The organism is Sphingomonas sp. Leaf339 (genome assembly GCF_001426195.1).
Classification (GTDB): Bacteria; Pseudomonadota; Alphaproteobacteria; order Sphingomonadales; family Sphingomonadaceae; genus Sphingomonas.
This window is the reverse complement of the sequence record NZ_LMRS01000023.1, coordinates 1-14598: the sequence shown is the minus strand read 5'-3', so window position 1 is coordinate 14598 and position 14598 is coordinate 1. Positions and strand designations below refer to the sequence as shown.

The window sequence follows — 14598 nt, the reverse complement described above, 5'->3', positions numbered from 1 at the left end:
GAATGGAGAGGATGTTTGCCCTGATAGCGGCGGCGGGGCTGTGGTTGACGCCGCCCGCGCTCGCGCAGTCGCCCGTGCCGGATGTGGCCGCCGCCCTGCCCGCAGTGCCGGCCGATCCGGGTGACGAACTCGCGCTGGAAGAACTCGACCTGCGGATGACCGTGCCGGTGACGATCGCCGGCAAGGGTGCGTGGCCGTTCGTGATCGATACAGGGGCCGAGCGGACGGTGGTGTCGACCGAACTGGCCGCCAGCCTGGGGCTGGCACCGGGCCCGTCGGTCCGGGTGACGACGATGGCGAGCACGCTATCGACGCCGACGGCGCGGGTGCCGCTGTTGAAGGTCAGCCGCCTGTCGCCCGACCTGATCGAGGCGCCGGTCTATGCCCGTCGCTTCATCGGTGCGGCCGGGATGCTGGGGCTGGATGCGTTGCAGGGCCAGCGGGTGGTGATCGATTTCGACCGCAGCAACATGACGCTGACGCCCGCACGGCGCCGGATGCAGCGCCCGGCGGCATCCGACGAGATCGTGATCGTGGCCAAATCGCGGTTCGGCCAGTTGATCGTCACCGACGCGCACTGGCGTGGCAAGCGGGTCGCGGTGGTGATCGATACGGGATCGCCGGTCACGATCGCCAACAGCGCCCTGCTGCGGCTGGCGAAGTCGTCGTTGCCGATCGGGCCGATATCGATGATCGCGGCGAGCGGCGAAACGCTGGTCGCCGATGTCCATCAACTCGATCGGCTGGAGATTGGCGGCGTGACCTTTTCCGGCGTCGGCGTGGCGGTGGCCGATGTCATACCGTTCGGCCGATTCGGGCTGGCGGATAAACCGGCGCTGCTGCTGGGGATGGAGACGCTGAGGATGTTCCGGTCGGTCGAGATCGATTTCACCAACCGCACGATCCGGCTGGCGTTGCCGCGCAACACGTTGAGACGGGGGACGTCGTTCGCAGCCAATTGAGGCGGCCGGCGGGGTGGAAAGTCGCTAAAGTCACACCTGCCACGCGCGCGCGATCGTGCGTGTGGGCGGGTACGCGCGGGCGCGGGATTATAATGGCGGTCCACAGACCATGAGAAAGAGCGGATGTCGAAGGGGATACGCTGTCGTGGCGGTGTAGGACAGGGCCGGTTCCGCGTGAACGTCATGGTGTGGCGCGCATCGACGGCATGACGTCACGCCGGTTGCATAGGCGTCCGCGACGCGCTCTATTGCGGCTTCATGACAAAGGAGCGGGCATGCGGGTGATGGGATGGGCGCTGGCGGGCGCGGTGATGGCGGCGACGCCGGCGATGGCGCAGGACCGGCCCGACCAGAAGGCGTTCTTCGATCTGTACAAGCAGCTCGTCGAAACCAACACGACGCTGTCGGTCGGCAGTTGCACGCAGGCCGCCGCGCAGATCGCGACGCGGCTGAAAGCGGCGGGGTTCGCCGATGCCGACCTGCATGCCTTCTCCGTCCCCGATCATCCCAAGGAGGGTGGCCTCGTCGCGGTGTTGCCGGGCAGCAATGCGGCGGCCAAGCCGATGCTGTTGCTCGCGCATCTCGACGTGGTCGAGGCCAAGCGCGAGGACTGGACGCGCGATCCGTTCACGCTGGTCGAGGAGGATGGCTATTATTGGGGCCGCGGCACCGTCGACGACAAGGCGCAGGCGGCGATCTGGGCCGATACGCTGATCCGGTTGAAGCAGAGCGGACCCAAGCCTAAGCGGACGATCAAACTGGCGCTGACCTGTGGCGAGGAGACGACCTTCGCGTGGAACGGCGCGGAATGGCTGGCGAAGAATAAGCCCGATCTGGTCGCGGCGGAATTCGCGCTGAACGAGGGCGGCGGCGGCCGGCTGGACGAGAACGGCAAGCGCCAGACGCTGGCGATGCAGGTCGGCGAGAAGGCGGCGCAGAATTACACGTTCCTGGCTACCAATCCGGGCGGGCACAGTTCGCAACCGGTGCCGACCAACGCGATCTATCAACTCGCCGATGCGGTGAAGGCGGTGCAGGGATATGAATTCGCGGTTCGCTTCACCGATACCACGCGGGCGTTCTTCACCGCGCAGGCCAAGGCCAGCGCGCCGTTGATGGGCGATGCGATCGGCAAGTTGCTGGCCGATCCGACCGACAAGGCGGCGGATGCGACGGTGAGCGCGGACAAGGCGTACCACTCGACGCTGCGCACCACCTGCGTCGCGACGTTGCTGAACGCGGGTCACGCGGAAAACGCGCTGCCGCAGCGGGCGACCGCCAACGTCAATTGCCGCATCTTTCCGGGCGAGACGGTGGACGGCACGCTGGCCAAGCTGAAGGAACTGGCCGGGCCGGCGGTGACGGTGACGGCGAACCAGCCGGTGCGGCCGGTCGCGATCCCGCCCAAGCTGACGCCGGCGATCATCGATCCAGCGCGCAAGCTGGCGGCGAAGCATTTCCCCGGTGTGCCGTTCGCACCGTTCATGTCGACCGGCGCGACCGACGGTATCTTCCTGCAGGCGATCGGCATCCCGGTGTACGGCGTACCAGGGATGTTCATCGACAAGGACGGCAGCGGCACCCACGGCCTGAACGAGCGGATCCGCGTCCGCTCGCTCTATGATGGCCGCGATTACCTGTTCGATCTGGTCAAGGCTTACGCGGGGTAGCGGCAGCCGGGCGCGAGGCGGCGGCGAGTGCACTCAGCTCGGCGCCGCAGCGCTGGCTTTCCGGGCCGACCGGCACCTTTTGCGCGGCGGCGGTCTTGGCGGCGGCATCGAGCACGGCGGGCAGGTTGACGTTCGGATTGCGACCGCGCAGCTTACCCAGATAATAGGCGGTGCCGTTCTTCACCGCCTCCATCTTGTCGGCGGGCATCTTCCCTTGCGTGCTGATGAAGCCGAGCATGACGACGCAGCGCGCATCCGCCTGTTCGGGGGTCAGCCGGGCAGGCGCGGCGGCCGCGCCCTGGACGAGGGCGGCGGCGATCAGGATCGGAAGGGGCATGGGATTTCCTTGTTGCTCGATGGGGAACATAGGGCCGGCGCGGTGATCCTGCACCTGTCGTTTGTGTCAGCGGCCGGAAGTCCATCGGCAACAAGCTCTTGCGCGGACCCGGCGGCATGGGCATGGGCGGTCCATGGTTCCCCTTTCGTTCGGCGGGCATGAGTTTCTGGCACTGGCCGAGGGTGCGCTCTATTGGCCGGCGCGCGCCGCGTTGCTGGTCGCGGACCTGCATCTGGAAAAGGCGAGCTGGTTCGCGGCGCGGGGGCAACTGCTGCCCCCCTATGATTCGCAGGCGACACTGGCGGCGCTGACCACGCTGGTCGCGCGGACCGGGGCGACCGAGATCTGGTGCCTGGGCGACAGTTTCCATGATGTCGAGGGATGCGACCGGTTGCCGGTGGCGGCGCAGGACATGCTGCGCGACCTGATCGCGGCGACGCGCTGGACATGGATCACCGGCAACCACGATCCCGCCATCCGCGACCGGTGCGGCGGCGACGTGGCGGAGGAGGTCGTGGTGGACGGCATCGTCATGCGTCACGAAGCCGATCCGCGTGAGACCCGACCGGAACTGTCAGGACATTTCCACCCCAAGCTGCGCGTTCGGGTGCGCGGGCGTCAGGTGGCGCGGCGGTGCTTCATCGGTAGCGGCACGAAGATCATCCTGCCCGCATTTGGATCGCTGACCGGCGGGCTGGATGCGGATCACCCGGAGATCGTGCGGGCGGTGGGCAAGGCAGCGCAGGCGTGGGTGCCGGTGGCGGATCGGTTGTTGCGGTTTCCGTTGGCGGCTTGAGTGGTTGTGGCCGTCGTTGCGAATGCAGCGAGGCAATCGAAGGCAATGCGCGGGGCACTGGTTTGCTTCGCTATGCTCGCAATGACGACGTCAGGGGTGTCAAAACGACGCCGCATATTGTCGGCTGGTCGCCCTCACCCTTCCGCGGCTTTGCCGCTCCCTCCCTCTCCCGGTGGGAGAGGGAAGTCTTCTAGCGCGCCAGCGAGGGGTAGGCGGCGCGGAAGGCGGCCAGTTTCGGTTTGTCCCAGGCGACGATGTAGGGATGGCCTGGATTACGGTCGAAGAAATCCTGGTGATAGGCTTCGGCCGGATAGAATTTGCCCTGTTCGAGCTTCGTCACGATCGACTTGGGGAAGGCGTGGGCCTGACCCAGTTGCGCGATATAGGCGCGGGCGACGGTGGCCTGCGCAGGCGTCTGGGGGAAGATGGCGGAGCGGTAGCTGGGGCCGCTATCGGGGCCTTGGCGGTTCAACTGGGTCGGATCGTGGGCGACCGAGAAATAGATGCGCAGCAGGGTCGCATAGCTCACCTGGCGGGGATCGTAGCTGACACGGATTGCCTCGGCATGACCGGTCGTTTCGGTCGATACCTGATCGTAGGTCGCGGTGCCGGCCTGACCCCCGGCATAGCCGGCGGTTACGGCCTTCACGCCCTTCATATGACCGAACACCGCCTCCATGCCCCAGAAACAGCCACCGGCGAGGACTGCGGTCTGCATACCGGGGGCAGCGGGCACGTCGCTGCGCGCGGCGGGGACCGGGACGGCGCGTTCAGCCTGTGCGTGATCTACCGCCATCGTCGCGGCGAGCACGGCCAGCGTGCCGATCGCGATGCCAGCCGCCTTCATCTCAGCGGACCTGATGCGTGGGGGTGAAGCGGCTCGCCAGTTCGCGCGTCGCCTCGGCTGGCTGGAGCGCCACGAGGCCGATCGCGCCGAGCACGAAGCCGCCGGCAAACTGCCACACGAAACTGGACTTGAGAAAGCTGATCATGATCCTTGAACCTAAAGAGCGACACCGAACGTCCGGTGCAGCTACGTTGAGTGGCATGTCGTGGATGCACCACGTCACGACAAGATGACTGTCCTGAAACATAGCGTTGCCGGAATGAACGCTCGCTGGGCGAGACGTTCATTCCGGTGTCAGGATGGGGCAGAGATTGCCGGGCCGGGCGCGATGCCCGGGCGGCGGTCAGCGCAGGGCGGCGGTGGCCTCGGCGATGCGGTTGCAGGCTTCGGTCAGCAGCGCGTCCGAGGTCGCGTAGCTGATGCGCAGTGCCGGCGAGAGGCCGAAGGCGGCGCCCTGCACCGCGGCGACGCGAGCCTCGTCGAGCAGGTAGGTCACGTATGCCTCGTCGTCGGTGATCGTCACGCCCTTGGGTGTCACGCGGCCGATCAGCGGCGCGAACGACGGATAGACGTAGAAGGCGCCCTCCGGCATCGGGCAGGTCATGCCGGGGATCGCGTTGAGCGCCGCCACGACGAGATCGCGGCGGCCACGGAACGCCTCGTTGCGTTCGGCGAGGAACGACTGGTCGCCGGTCAGCGCGGCGACGGCGGCTGCCTGCGCGATCGAGCAGGGGTTGGAGGTCGATTGCGATTGCAGCTTCGACATCGCCTTGATGAGCCATGGTGCGCCGGCGGCATAGCCGATCCGCCACCCAGTCATCGCATAGGCCTTGGAACAGCCGTTCACGGTCAGCGTGCGCTCGTACAGTTCGGGCACCACTTCGGCGATCGTCGCGAAGCGAAAACCGTCATAGACGATGTGTTCGTACATATCGTCGGCAAACACCCAGACATGAGGGTGGCGCAGCAACACCTCGCCCAGCGCCTTCAGCTCGGCGACCGAATAGGCGGCGCCGGTGGGGTTGGACGGCGAGTTGAGGATCACCCACTTGGTGCGCGGGGTGATCGCGGCATCCAGCGCTTCGGGCGACAGCTTGTAGCCCTGTTCGGGACCGGCGGGAGCGATGACGGGGGTGCCGCCGGCGAATTGCACGACGTCCGGATAGCTGACCCAATAGGGGGCGGGGATCACGACCTCGTCGCCGGCCTGCACGGTGGCGACCATCGCGTTGAACAGCGTGTGCTTGCCGCCGACGTTCACGCTGATCTGGTTGGGCGTGTAGGTGAGCGCATTGTCGCGCGCGAACTTGGCGACGATGGCGTCCTTCAGTTCGGGCGTGCCATCGACATTGGTATATTTCGTCTTGCCGTCACGGATCGCCTTGATCGCGGCTTCCTTGACGAAATCGGGCGTGTCAAAATCGGGCTCGCCGGCACCCAGGCCGATCACATCGACCCCGGCGCGCTTCAATTCCATCACCCGGCTGGTGATGGCGAGCGTCGGCGAAGGGCTGATGCGGTCGAGCGCGGCGGAGGTGTGCATGGTCGGGCCTTATTGGCTGGGGGCGGCGGCGCTATAGCCTATTTCGGTGGCGCAACAAGACTGGCGGGCATGAGGCCGCGCAGCGCATTGCCGAGAAAGAAGCCGTTCGCGAGATCGGCGACGCGGACGTCGCCCGCCACTGCGCGGCCGGTATCGATCAACTCGGCGCGCAGGATGCCGGGCAGCAGCCCCGCCGGGCCGGCGGGCGTCACCAGCACGCCATCGGCGCGGGGGACGAACAGCGAGGTGAAGCTACCCTCGGTCAGCAGGCCATCGTGCACGAATACGACTTCGTCGGTGCCGGCGGCGCGGCGGGCGTCATCATAAAAGCGGCGGTCGGTGGTCTTGTGGCGCAGGCGTAGGTCGGCAGGCGGCACGGGCAGTGGCACGATCGCGACCGACAACGGGCCGGAATGGACGGGCGGCAACGGCAACGTCTCGATCGCGATCGCGCCCGCGGGGGCGAGGAGCAGGCGGATGCGCCGTCCCTCGCGCAGGCGGAAGGTGGCGGCCTGCAACTCGTTGCGCGCGGTGTGGCGATCGAACGCGAAGCCGAATCGCGCCGCGCTGTCGCGCAGCCGGTCCATGTGCCGGTCGAGATGCATGATTCCCTCGTCGGCATCGAAGGCCATCGTTTCGATCAGGTCGAACGCGGGCGTGCCGTCGGCGACGAAGCCCCCCTTGGCGAGGCATTCCTGCCACTCGGCGGCGGGGTCCGAATCGGCGACGATGCCGGCACCCAGCGACAGCGTCGCGTGGTCCGCGCCGGGCGCGATCGCCAGCGTGCGGATGGCGACGTTGAACTGCGCGTCGCCGCCGGCATCGATCCGGCCGATCGCACCGGTATAGGCGCCGCGCGCCTGCCCCTCGATCGCGGCGATCGCCTGCATCGCGCGGACCTTGGGCGCGCCGGTGATCGAGCCACAGGGGAAGGTGGCGGCAAGTACATCGATCGCATCGCGGCCGGGGGCGAGCGTGGCGGTGACGGTAGACGTCATCTGGTGGATCGTCGGATAGGTTTCGACCGCGAACAGTTCCGGCACGGCCACGCTGCCGGGCACGGCGACGCGCGACAGGTCGTTGCGCATCAGATCAACGATCATCAGGTTTTCCGCCTGATTCTTGGCATCAGTGGAAAGCGCGGCGGCGAGCGCGGCATCGCCGGCGGCGGTTTCGCCACGCCGGGCAGTGCCCTTCATCGGCCGGCAGGTCAGGCGGTCGCCATCGAGGCGAAAGAAGAGTTCGGGCGACAGGCTGACCAGCGTGTCGTGGCCGGTGGCGACCACGGCGCCGTACCCCGCTGCGGAACTTCCGCGCAGGCGGGCATAGAGGGCGAGCGGATCGCCGACGAACGGCACGGTCGCGCGGAAACTGAGATTCGCCTGGTACAGGTCACCGGCGGCGATCAGCGCGAGGATATCGCGGACGTGGGTTTCATAGGTTTCCGGTTCGACCAATGGTTGTGGCGTGCCGATCCACGCGCCGGCCGGGTCGGGCAGCCAGTGGGCGGCGTTGACCGGTTCCCAAGTCTCGAACAGACCGAACCAGAGTAGCGGCGTGGAGGATGGCGGCGGTGGCGACAGACCGGGTTCGAACGCCGCCCCGGCCTCGTATGACAGGAAGCCGGCGGCATGGAAACCACGGGCGGTAGCGGCGCGGAGGCGATCGATCGCGGCGGGGACGTCATGCGGCGTCATCGCCTCGACCGTCTCGACCGGTTGGCGATAGAGGCGCGCGGTGCCGCCGGGGCGGGCGTCGTCGAGCAGGACGTAAGGCGCGGGGGTGGTCACAACGTGTATCCGCCATCGACCACCAGCACACTGCCGGTCATCAACGCAGCATCGTCGGAGAGCATGAAGGCGATCTGGCGTGCGACCTCGTCGGCGCTGGCGTAGCGGCCGAGCGGCGTCGCCAGCGCGGCGAGTTCGGCAAAGGCTGCGTCGCGACCGATCGCGGCGGCGCGGTCCGCGAACATCGGCACGGCATCCCAGACGGGTGTCTCGACCCCGGCGGGGGCGATGGCGTTGACGCGGATGCGGTCCGACGCGCCTTCTTTCGCGGCGACACGGACGAGTTGGATCAGGGCGGCCTTCGACGCGGCATAGGCGGCGATGCCGGGTTCGGCCTTGATCCCGGCGGCCGACGCCAGCGCGACGATCGATCCGCCGCGCGTGGACCCACTCGCCGTCATCGCGCGCATTGCCGCGCGTAGCGTCAAGAAAGCGCCGTCGAGATTGACGGCCATGATCCGCCGCCATTCGGCGAAATCCAGCGTCGCGATGGTGCCCGCGCCGGCGACGCCGGCATTGATGACGGCATGGTCCAGCCGCCCCAAAAACGGTGCCGCGCTATCCCAGAACGATTCGTCGGCCACGTCGCCGGGCAACAGATCGAGGGTGCAGTCGAAGGTCAGCCGGGCCAGCGCCGCCGCATCACGATCGACGAGCACCAGTCGCGTAGCGCTCGCCGCCGCCAGATGACGTGCGGTCGCCAGGCCGATGCCCGATGCGGCGCCCGTGACCAAAATGGTGCGATCGTTGAACGACATTGCCGAGGATTAGGACGCGCAAACTGACTTGTCTTCCTTTCGGCGCACAATTCAGGTCGGTCGGCCGCAAAAAATCAGGTGCCGCCGTCGATTCCGAGCTCGCCGAGCTTGCGATAGAGGGTCGACCGGCCGATCCCGAGTCGCCGCGCTACCTCTGTCATGCGGCCGCGATAGTGACCGATGGCGAGGCGAATCACGTCCGCCTCGATATCGTCGAGCGGGCGCATATGGCCATCGGGATTGAACAGGGTGACGCCGCCGCCCTCCGCCGCACCGCCGCCGCGACGATGGCCCATCGCGGCGATCTGCGGGAAGTCGCACCGGGTGAGCGCCGATCCCTCGCACAGGACGGCGGCGCGGAAGAGCGCGTTCTGGAGCTGGCGGACATTGCCCGGCCACTCATAGGCGGCAAGCAGGTCGAGCGCGTCGTCGGTGATGCCGAGTGGGCGCAGCCCCGGCTGGCGGGCGATCCGCGCGAGCAGGTGGCGCGACAGCGCGGGGATGTCGCCGATGCGTTCCCGCAACGGGGGGATCGTGACCTGCACGACGTTCAGGCGATAGAACAGGTCCTCGCGGAAGCGCGCGGCCTCGACTTCGTCGCTCAGGCGCCGATTGCTGGCGACGATGACGCGGACATCGACCGCCTGGCCATGCCGCGCGCCAAGCGGCTGAATCTCGCCCGTCTGCACCAGTCGCAACAGCTTCACCTGCGCGTCGAGCGGCATCTCGCCGATCTCGTCGAGGAACAGCGTGCCGCCCTCCGCCTCGCGCACGCGGCCGATCTTGCGTTCGAAAGCACCGGCGAAGGCGCCCTTTTCATGACCGAACAGCTCGCTTTCGACCAGGTTGGCGGGGATCGCGCCGCAATTGACCGACACCATCGGCTTGCGCCCGCGCGGCGAGGCGGCATGGATCGCCTTGGCCACGACCTCCTTGCCGACGCCGCTTTCCCCTTCGAGCAAGACGGGGACGCGCGCGCGCGCAGCCTTGGCGGCGATCGCCAGCGCGGTTCGGAATTCAGGGGCGGAGCCGACGATCTCGTCAAAGGCGAGGAGGGCGGGGATCTTTTCGGTCAGCGGGCGCAGTTCGCCGGCACTGCTGCCCGCGACGGCGGCTTCCAGTGCGGCGAGCAGGCGTTCGGGGGCGAGCGGCTTGACCAAGAAATCGGTGGCGCCGCTGCGCATCGCGGCCACTGCCTGATCGGCGGAGCCGTTGGCGGTGAGCAGCATGATCGGCAGCGCGGGGCGTCGTTCGCGCAGTTCGGCGATCAGGCGCGTGACATCGGTATCGGCGGCGTGATGATCGATCATCACCGCATCAAGCTGCATGCCGTCCTGCGTGCCGAGCGTGGCGATCGCCTGTTCGAAATCGGCCGCGAAGATCGATCGCCAGCCGCCCCGCGACGCCAGCGCCGCGACGAGTCGGCGCTGCGCCGGTTCATCGTCAATCAGGAGTAGCAATCGCTGTCCGTTGCGCGTCATTCGCCGAATCCGTCCCAGTTCGGTACGGTCGATAGGCAGCGGACAGTAAAGGTGGCCTTAAGCGCATCACCTGTGCCGTAGGGGTTGAGGTAGGGCGACGGGGTCGATAGGGTCGCACTCGATACAGGATCGAGGATGCAACGATGGCCGGTAACGGATCTGGTAAGGGTGATCTGAACGCGCACGTTGCGACTTATGACCGAATGATCGGCATGATGAAATGGGGTGCTTTAGGGGTGTTCCTGATCGCCGCGATCGTCGTCTGGCTGATCGCGGTCTGATCCGGCCATGAAAATCGCCATCCTCCGCGAACGGGCCGATGGCGAGCGGCGGGTGGCCGCCACGCCGGAAACCGTGAAGAAATTCATCGGCCTTGGTGCGGATGTCGCGATCGAGGCGGGAGCGGGCGAGACGGCGGGCTATGCCGATGCTGCCTATGCCGATGCCGGCGCGACGGTGGCGGATCGCGTCGCGACGATGGCGGCGGCGGATATCGTGCTGGGCGTGCAGGGACCGGACCCCGCATCGCTGGGCGGCGCGGCGCCGGGGGTGTGGCTGGTCGCCAGCCTGAACCCGGTCGGCGACCGGGCGCGGGTCGACGGCTATGCGGCCGCCGGGGTCGAGGCGCTGGCGATGGAATGGATGCCGCGGATCACCCGCGCGCAGTCGATGGACATCCTGTCGTCGCAATCGAATCTGTCGGGGTACAAGGCGGTGCTGGACGCGGCAGCCGAATATGGCCGTGCCTTTCCGATGATGATGACCGCGGCGGGCACGGTGGCGGCGGCGCGCGTGTTCGTGATGGGCGTCGGCGTCGCCGGGTTGCAGGCGATCGCGACGGCGCGGCGACTTGGTGCACAGGTATCGGCAACCGACGTACGGTCGGCGACGAAGGAACAGATCCAGTCGCTGGGTGCGAAACCGATCTTCGTCGAGAACGTCGCCGGGATCGAGGGCGAGGGGGCGGGCGGTTATGCCGGCGAGATGAGCCCGGAATATCAGGCGGCGCAGGCCGAACTGGTTTCCGCGCATATCGCCAAGCAGGACATCGTCATCACCACTGCGCTGATCCCCGGTCGCCCGGCGCCGCGACTGGTGAGCGATGCCCAGGTCGCCAGCATGCGGGCCGGCAGCGTCATCGTCGATCTGGCGGTGGAGCAGGGCGGCAATGTCGAGGGCGCGGTAGCGGGCGAGATCGCGCTGCGCCACGGCGTGAAGATCGTTGGCCACCGCAACGTGCCGAGCCGGCTGGCGGCGGACGCCTCGGCATTGTTTTCACGCAACCTGTACAATTTCTTGAGCGCGTTCTGGGACAAGGATACCGGGCGACCGGTGCTGGATGCCGAGATCGGCGACGCGATCCGGCTGACCAAGGATGGCGCGGTGGTGAACCCGAGGCTGGTTTCTTGAGCGCCGCCCTCCATCCTGTCCACGCGATGCACGGGCGGGATAATTCGGGAGTTGGACGGCCATGACCTTCATCGCGATCCTGTCGATCTTCGTCATGGCCTGTTTCGTGGGCTATTATGTCGTGTGGTCGGTCACGCCGGCGCTGCACACGCCGCTGATGGCGGTGACCAACGCGATCTCGTCGGTTATCATCGTCGGGGCCCTTGTGGCATCGGCCGCGGCCGGATCGCCGGTTGCCAAGTGGCTGGGGCTGCTCGCGGTGGTGTTGGCGAGCGTCAACATCTTCGGCGGGTTCGCGGTCACTGCCCGGATGCTGGCGATGTACAAGAAGAAGGAGCGGCCCGCCGCGACGGAGGAGAAGCGGCATGCATGAGGTCGCGGCTAATCCCTGGGTGGCGCTGGCCTATCTGATCGCGGGCGTGTGCTTCATCCTGGCGCTGCGTGGGCTGTCGAGTCCGGCGACAAGCCAGCGGGGCAACCGGCTGGGCATGATCGGCATGGGCATCGCCGTCGTCACCACGCTGGTGACGCATGAGATCGCGTCGCTGCCCGAGATCCTGATCGCCATCGCGATCGGCGGTGGCATCGGCTTCATCACCGCGCGGAAGATCGCGATGACGGCGATGCCGCAGTTGGTGGCGGCATTCCATTCGCTGGTGGGTCTGGCGGCCGTGCTGGTCGGGGTGGCGGCGTTTCTGAATCCCGATGCGTTCGGCATCGCGACGCTGATGGTGCCGCTGATCGGCGATCCGGTAGCGATCATCCATACCGCCAGCCGGGTGGAACTGTCGCTGGGCGTGGCGATCGGCGCCATCACCTTTTCGGGCTCGGTCATCGCGTTCCTGAAGCTGAACGGCACGATGGGTGGCAAGCCGATCCTGTTGCCGGCGCGGCACCTGTTGAACCTGGTCATCGGCGCGGCGATCCTGTTGCTGATCGTGCAGTTCACGCAGGCGCAGAGCGCGTGGGCATTCTGGGCGATCGCGGTGCTGGCGTTTTTGATCGGGTTCCTGTTGATCGTGCCGATCGGCGGCGCGGACATGCCGGTCGTGGTCAGCATGTTGAACAGCTATTCCGGCTGGGCGGCGGCGGCGATGGGTTTTACGCTCGGCAATACGGCGATGATCATCACCGGCGCGCTGGTCGGGTCGTCGGGCGCGATCCTTAGCTACATCATGTGCCGGGCGATGAACCGTAGCTTCATCAGCGTGATCGCGGGCGGATTCGGTGCAGTGGCTGGGCCGAGCGGCGATGGCGCGGCGATCGACCGGCCGTGGAAGCGCGGATCGGCGGAAGATGCCGCGTTTCTGATGAGCCAGGCGGAACAGGTCATCATCGTGCCGGGATACGGCATGGCGGTGGCACAGGCGCAGCATATCCTGCGCGAGATGGCGGATCGCCTGAAGGCCGAAGGCGTGCGCGTGAAATACGCGATCCACCCCGTCGCCGGCCGCATGCCCGGGCACATGAACGTCCTGCTGGCCGAAGCGAACGTGCCGTATGACGAGGTGTTCGAGCTGGAGGACATCAATTCGGAATTCGCGCAGACCGACGTCGCCTTCGTGATTGGCGCCAACGATGTCACGAATCCGGCGGCGAAAACGGACAAGACCTCACCGATCTATGGCATGCCGGTACTCGACGTGGAAAAGGCGGGAACGGTGCTGTTCATCAAGCGGTCGATGGGCGGCGTCGGTTATGCTGGGGTCGACAACGAACTGTTCTATCGCGACAATACGATGATGTTGCTGGCCGATGCCAAGAAGATGGTCGAAGAGATCGTCAAGGCGCTGGGATGATCGGCGTAGCGCGGCGCGGGGGCGCTGGCCAAGGGGGATTGTCGACGCGTGCGTGAGATGTTCGATGTAGTGGTGCTGGCCGCACCGGCGCGTCTGCGCGAGGCCGAGGACGCCGTGACGATGGCGGGCGGCCGGGTCGCGGCAATGCTGAACTGGGACGAGGCGGCGACGCTGATCGACCGCCAGTTGGGCAACCCCGTGCTGTTAATCCAGTCGGAGGGTATTGCGGGGGTGGTGATCGATGCCGCCCTGCCATTTATCGACAGCGCCATCGACCTACTGGCGCCCCAAATCGTCGTGACGCTGGACCGCGAACAGATCGACTCCATCGCCGGTACGCTGCTGGGGACGACCGACTTGCTGTGCGAGGCGGGGACGGGCCAATTGGTCGCGACGCTGGCGGTGGCGGGGCAGTCGTCGAGCCGAACGGGCTTGTCCGATAGCGTGCGGGACGGCGATAGCGATCGTCTGCAACGGCTGAACAGCGAGATCGCGCGGATCGCCGATCTGCTCGTCAGGCTGGCCGATGGCGAAACCGGCCTGACGGCATCGGGGCCGGACACGGCGGCGGCCCGGCGGGACGGTTTCGGCGTCGAACCGACGACGGAATCCGCCGATCCGCAGACGGTGCGGCAGGCGATCCGCGCACGGCGGCTGCGTGATTCGTTTTTCGGTAGCGGACTGTTCGAGGATCCGGCCTGGGACATGCTGCTTGACCTGTATGCCGCCCATCTGGAGGGGGGCCGTGTGTCGGTATCCAGCCTGTGCATCGCCGCCGCGGTGGCGCCCACCACCGCGCTTCGTTGGATCACGCGGCTGAGCGATGCTGGACTGGTCGAACGGCTGCCCGATCCCACCGACCGGCGTCGCGCCTTCATGACGCTGTCGGGGCGGGGGCTGGACGGGATGCAGGGTTATGTCGCCGCGGCCCGCCGGGTCGGTGTGCCGATCGCGTGACGCGGTCCTTGCGTTATCCGTCGGCAAGCCGCTAAAGGCATCGGACGCGGCGTTGCCGCGAGGGGCGCGCGGGCGCTTAGCTCAGTTGGTAGAGCATCTCGTTTACACCGAGAGGGTCGGCGGTTCGAGCCCGTCAGCGCCCACCACGCACCCCCTTTATGGATGGCTCGCCCCTTATCCGAATCGTTGTCATCCTACGACAGCAGGTCGTTTGAGGAAGGAGCGAAGGTCATGGACGTATCGGTTCT

The 14598-nt window shown here is 67.2% G+C and carries 15 protein-coding genes and 1 tRNA gene; 9 read left to right on the top strand and 7 right to left on the bottom strand.

Features of this window, described 5'->3' with window-relative positions; translation table 11 throughout:
• Positions 1-11 precede the first annotated feature (11 nt).
• On the top strand, positions 12-962 hold the full coding sequence (locus tag ASG67_RS10240; protein WP_056529445.1) for a retropepsin-like aspartic protease: 951 nt from the start codon (positions 12-14) through the stop codon (positions 960-962).
• A gap of 275 nt (positions 963-1237) precedes the next feature.
• Entirely contained in the window at positions 1238-2632 is a 1395-nt protein-coding gene (locus tag ASG67_RS10235) for a M20/M25/M40 family metallo-hydrolase (protein WP_056529443.1), read from the top strand.
• Here the strand turns inward: ASG67_RS10235 and ASG67_RS10230 are convergent.
• A complete protein-coding gene (locus ASG67_RS10230; RefSeq protein WP_156460760.1) occupies positions 2613-2969 on the bottom strand; it encodes a hypothetical protein in 357 nt (118 codons plus the stop codon). The genes ASG67_RS10235 and ASG67_RS10230 overlap by 20 nt on opposite strands.
• A 133-nt stretch (positions 2970-3102) precedes the next feature.
• On the opposite strand from ASG67_RS10230, the gene pdeM reads away from it, so the two are divergent.
• On the top strand, positions 3103-3765 hold the full coding sequence (pdeM, locus tag ASG67_RS10225; RefSeq protein WP_056529437.1) for a ligase-associated DNA damage response endonuclease PdeM: 663 nt from the start codon (positions 3103-3105) through the stop codon (positions 3763-3765).
• Positions 3766-3955: 190 nt separating this feature from the next.
• Here pdeM and msrA read toward each other — a convergent pair whose 3' ends face one another.
• The 6 genes from msrA to ASG67_RS10200 all read right to left on the bottom strand — a co-directional run bounded on the left by msrA (position 3956) and on the right by ASG67_RS10200 (position 10184).
• The gene (gene msrA / locus ASG67_RS10220; protein ID WP_056530466.1) at positions 3956-4561 is read right to left on the bottom strand and encodes a peptide-methionine (S)-S-oxide reductase MsrA; all 606 of its coding nucleotides are present in this window, start codon (positions 4559-4561) and stop codon (positions 3956-3958) included.
• Between the two features lie 52 nt (positions 4562-4613).
• Positions 4614-4757: a hypothetical protein gene (locus ASG67_RS19210; protein WP_199038346.1), complete on the bottom strand. Its 144-nt coding sequence runs from the start codon at positions 4755-4757 to the stop codon at positions 4614-4616.
• 198 nt (positions 4758-4955) lie between these two features.
• A complete protein-coding gene (locus ASG67_RS10215) occupies positions 4956-6155 on the bottom strand; it encodes a pyridoxal phosphate-dependent aminotransferase (RefSeq protein WP_056529434.1) in 1200 nt (399 codons plus the stop codon).
• Between the two features lie 38 nt (positions 6156-6193).
• The gene (pabB, locus tag ASG67_RS10210; RefSeq protein ID WP_235535187.1) at positions 6194-7954 is read right to left on the bottom strand and encodes an aminodeoxychorismate synthase component I; all 1761 of its coding nucleotides are present in this window, start codon (positions 7952-7954) and stop codon (positions 6194-6196) included.
• Positions 7942-8703: an SDR family NAD(P)-dependent oxidoreductase gene (locus ASG67_RS10205; RefSeq protein WP_056529431.1), complete on the bottom strand. Its 762-nt coding sequence runs from the start codon at positions 8701-8703 to the stop codon at positions 7942-7944. Before ASG67_RS10205 ends, pabB begins: the two co-directional genes overlap by 13 nt.
• A 74-nt stretch (positions 8704-8777) precedes the next feature.
• Positions 8778-10184, bottom strand: a complete 1407-nt coding sequence (locus ASG67_RS10200; RefSeq protein ID WP_056529428.1) for a sigma-54-dependent transcriptional regulator — start codon at positions 10182-10184, stop codon at positions 8778-8780.
• 143 nt (positions 10185-10327) lie between these two features.
• Here ASG67_RS10200 and ASG67_RS18895 point away from each other — a divergent pair, with 143 nt between their 5' ends.
• The 6 genes from ASG67_RS18895 to ASG67_RS10175 all read left to right on the top strand — a co-directional run bounded on the left by ASG67_RS18895 (position 10328) and on the right by ASG67_RS10175 (position 14496).
• The gene (locus ASG67_RS18895; RefSeq protein WP_233150947.1) at positions 10328-10465 is read left to right on the top strand and encodes an aa3-type cytochrome c oxidase subunit IV; all 138 of its coding nucleotides are present in this window, start codon (positions 10328-10330) and stop codon (positions 10463-10465) included.
• A gap of 7 nt (positions 10466-10472) precedes the next feature.
• The gene (locus ASG67_RS10195; protein ID WP_056529425.1) at positions 10473-11594 is read left to right on the top strand and encodes an NAD(P) transhydrogenase subunit alpha; all 1122 of its coding nucleotides are present in this window, start codon (positions 10473-10475) and stop codon (positions 11592-11594) included.
• 61 nt (positions 11595-11655) lie between these two features.
• Entirely contained in the window at positions 11656-11967 is a 312-nt protein-coding gene (locus tag ASG67_RS10190) for an NAD(P) transhydrogenase subunit alpha (protein WP_056529422.1), read from the top strand.
• Positions 11960-13393, top strand: a complete 1434-nt coding sequence (locus ASG67_RS10185) for an NAD(P)(+) transhydrogenase (Re/Si-specific) subunit beta (protein WP_056529419.1) — start codon at positions 11960-11962, stop codon at positions 13391-13393. The genes ASG67_RS10190 and ASG67_RS10185 overlap by 8 nt, the downstream gene beginning before the upstream one ends.
• Positions 13394-13450: 57 nt before the next feature.
• Positions 13451-14350 carry a MarR family transcriptional regulator gene (locus ASG67_RS10180; protein ID WP_056529416.1) on the top strand — a complete coding sequence of 300 codons (900 nt, stop codon included), beginning with the start codon at positions 13451-13453 and terminating at the stop codon, positions 14348-14350.
• A gap of 70 nt (positions 14351-14420) precedes the next feature.
• A tRNA-Val gene (locus ASG67_RS10175) sits at positions 14421-14496 on the top strand.
• The last annotated feature ends 102 nt before the right edge of the window (positions 14497-14598 follow it).

Coding starts and splice junctions, on each gene's coding strand:
- ASG67_RS10240 (WP_056529445.1), top strand. CDS start 12: ATGTTTGCCCTGATAGCGGCGGCGGGGCTGTGGTTGACGCCGCCCGCG.
- ASG67_RS10215 (WP_056529434.1), bottom strand. CDS start 6,155: ATGCACACCTCCGCCGCGCTCGACCGCATCAGCCCTTCGCCGACGCTC.
- ASG67_RS18895 (WP_233150947.1), top strand. CDS start 10,328: ATGGCCGGTAACGGATCTGGTAAGGGTGATCTGAACGCGCACGTTGCG.
- ASG67_RS10195 (WP_056529425.1), top strand. CDS start 10,473: ATGAAAATCGCCATCCTCCGCGAACGGGCCGATGGCGAGCGGCGGGTG.
- ASG67_RS10205 (WP_056529431.1), bottom strand. CDS start 8,703: ATGTCGTTCAACGATCGCACCATTTTGGTCACGGGCGCCGCATCGGGC.
- msrA (WP_056530466.1), bottom strand. CDS start 4,561: ATGGCGGTAGATCACGCACAGGCTGAACGCGCCGTCCCGGTCCCCGCC.
- ASG67_RS19210 (WP_199038346.1), bottom strand. CDS start 4,757: ATGATCAGCTTTCTCAAGTCCAGTTTCGTGTGGCAGTTTGCCGGCGGC.
- ASG67_RS10185 (WP_056529419.1), top strand. CDS start 11,960: ATGCATGAGGTCGCGGCTAATCCCTGGGTGGCGCTGGCCTATCTGATC.
- ASG67_RS10235 (WP_056529443.1), top strand. CDS start 1,238: ATGCGGGTGATGGGATGGGCGCTGGCGGGCGCGGTGATGGCGGCGACG.
- ASG67_RS10180 (WP_056529416.1), top strand. CDS start 13,451: ATGTTCGATGTAGTGGTGCTGGCCGCACCGGCGCGTCTGCGCGAGGCC.
- ASG67_RS10230 (WP_156460760.1), bottom strand. CDS start 2,969: ATGCCCCTTCCGATCCTGATCGCCGCCGCCCTCGTCCAGGGCGCGGCC.
- pdeM (WP_056529437.1), top strand. CDS start 3,103: ATGGTTCCCCTTTCGTTCGGCGGGCATGAGTTTCTGGCACTGGCCGAG.
- ASG67_RS10190 (WP_056529422.1), top strand. CDS start 11,656: ATGACCTTCATCGCGATCCTGTCGATCTTCGTCATGGCCTGTTTCGTG.
- ASG67_RS10200 (WP_056529428.1), bottom strand. CDS start 10,184: ATGACGCGCAACGGACAGCGATTGCTACTCCTGATTGACGATGAACCG.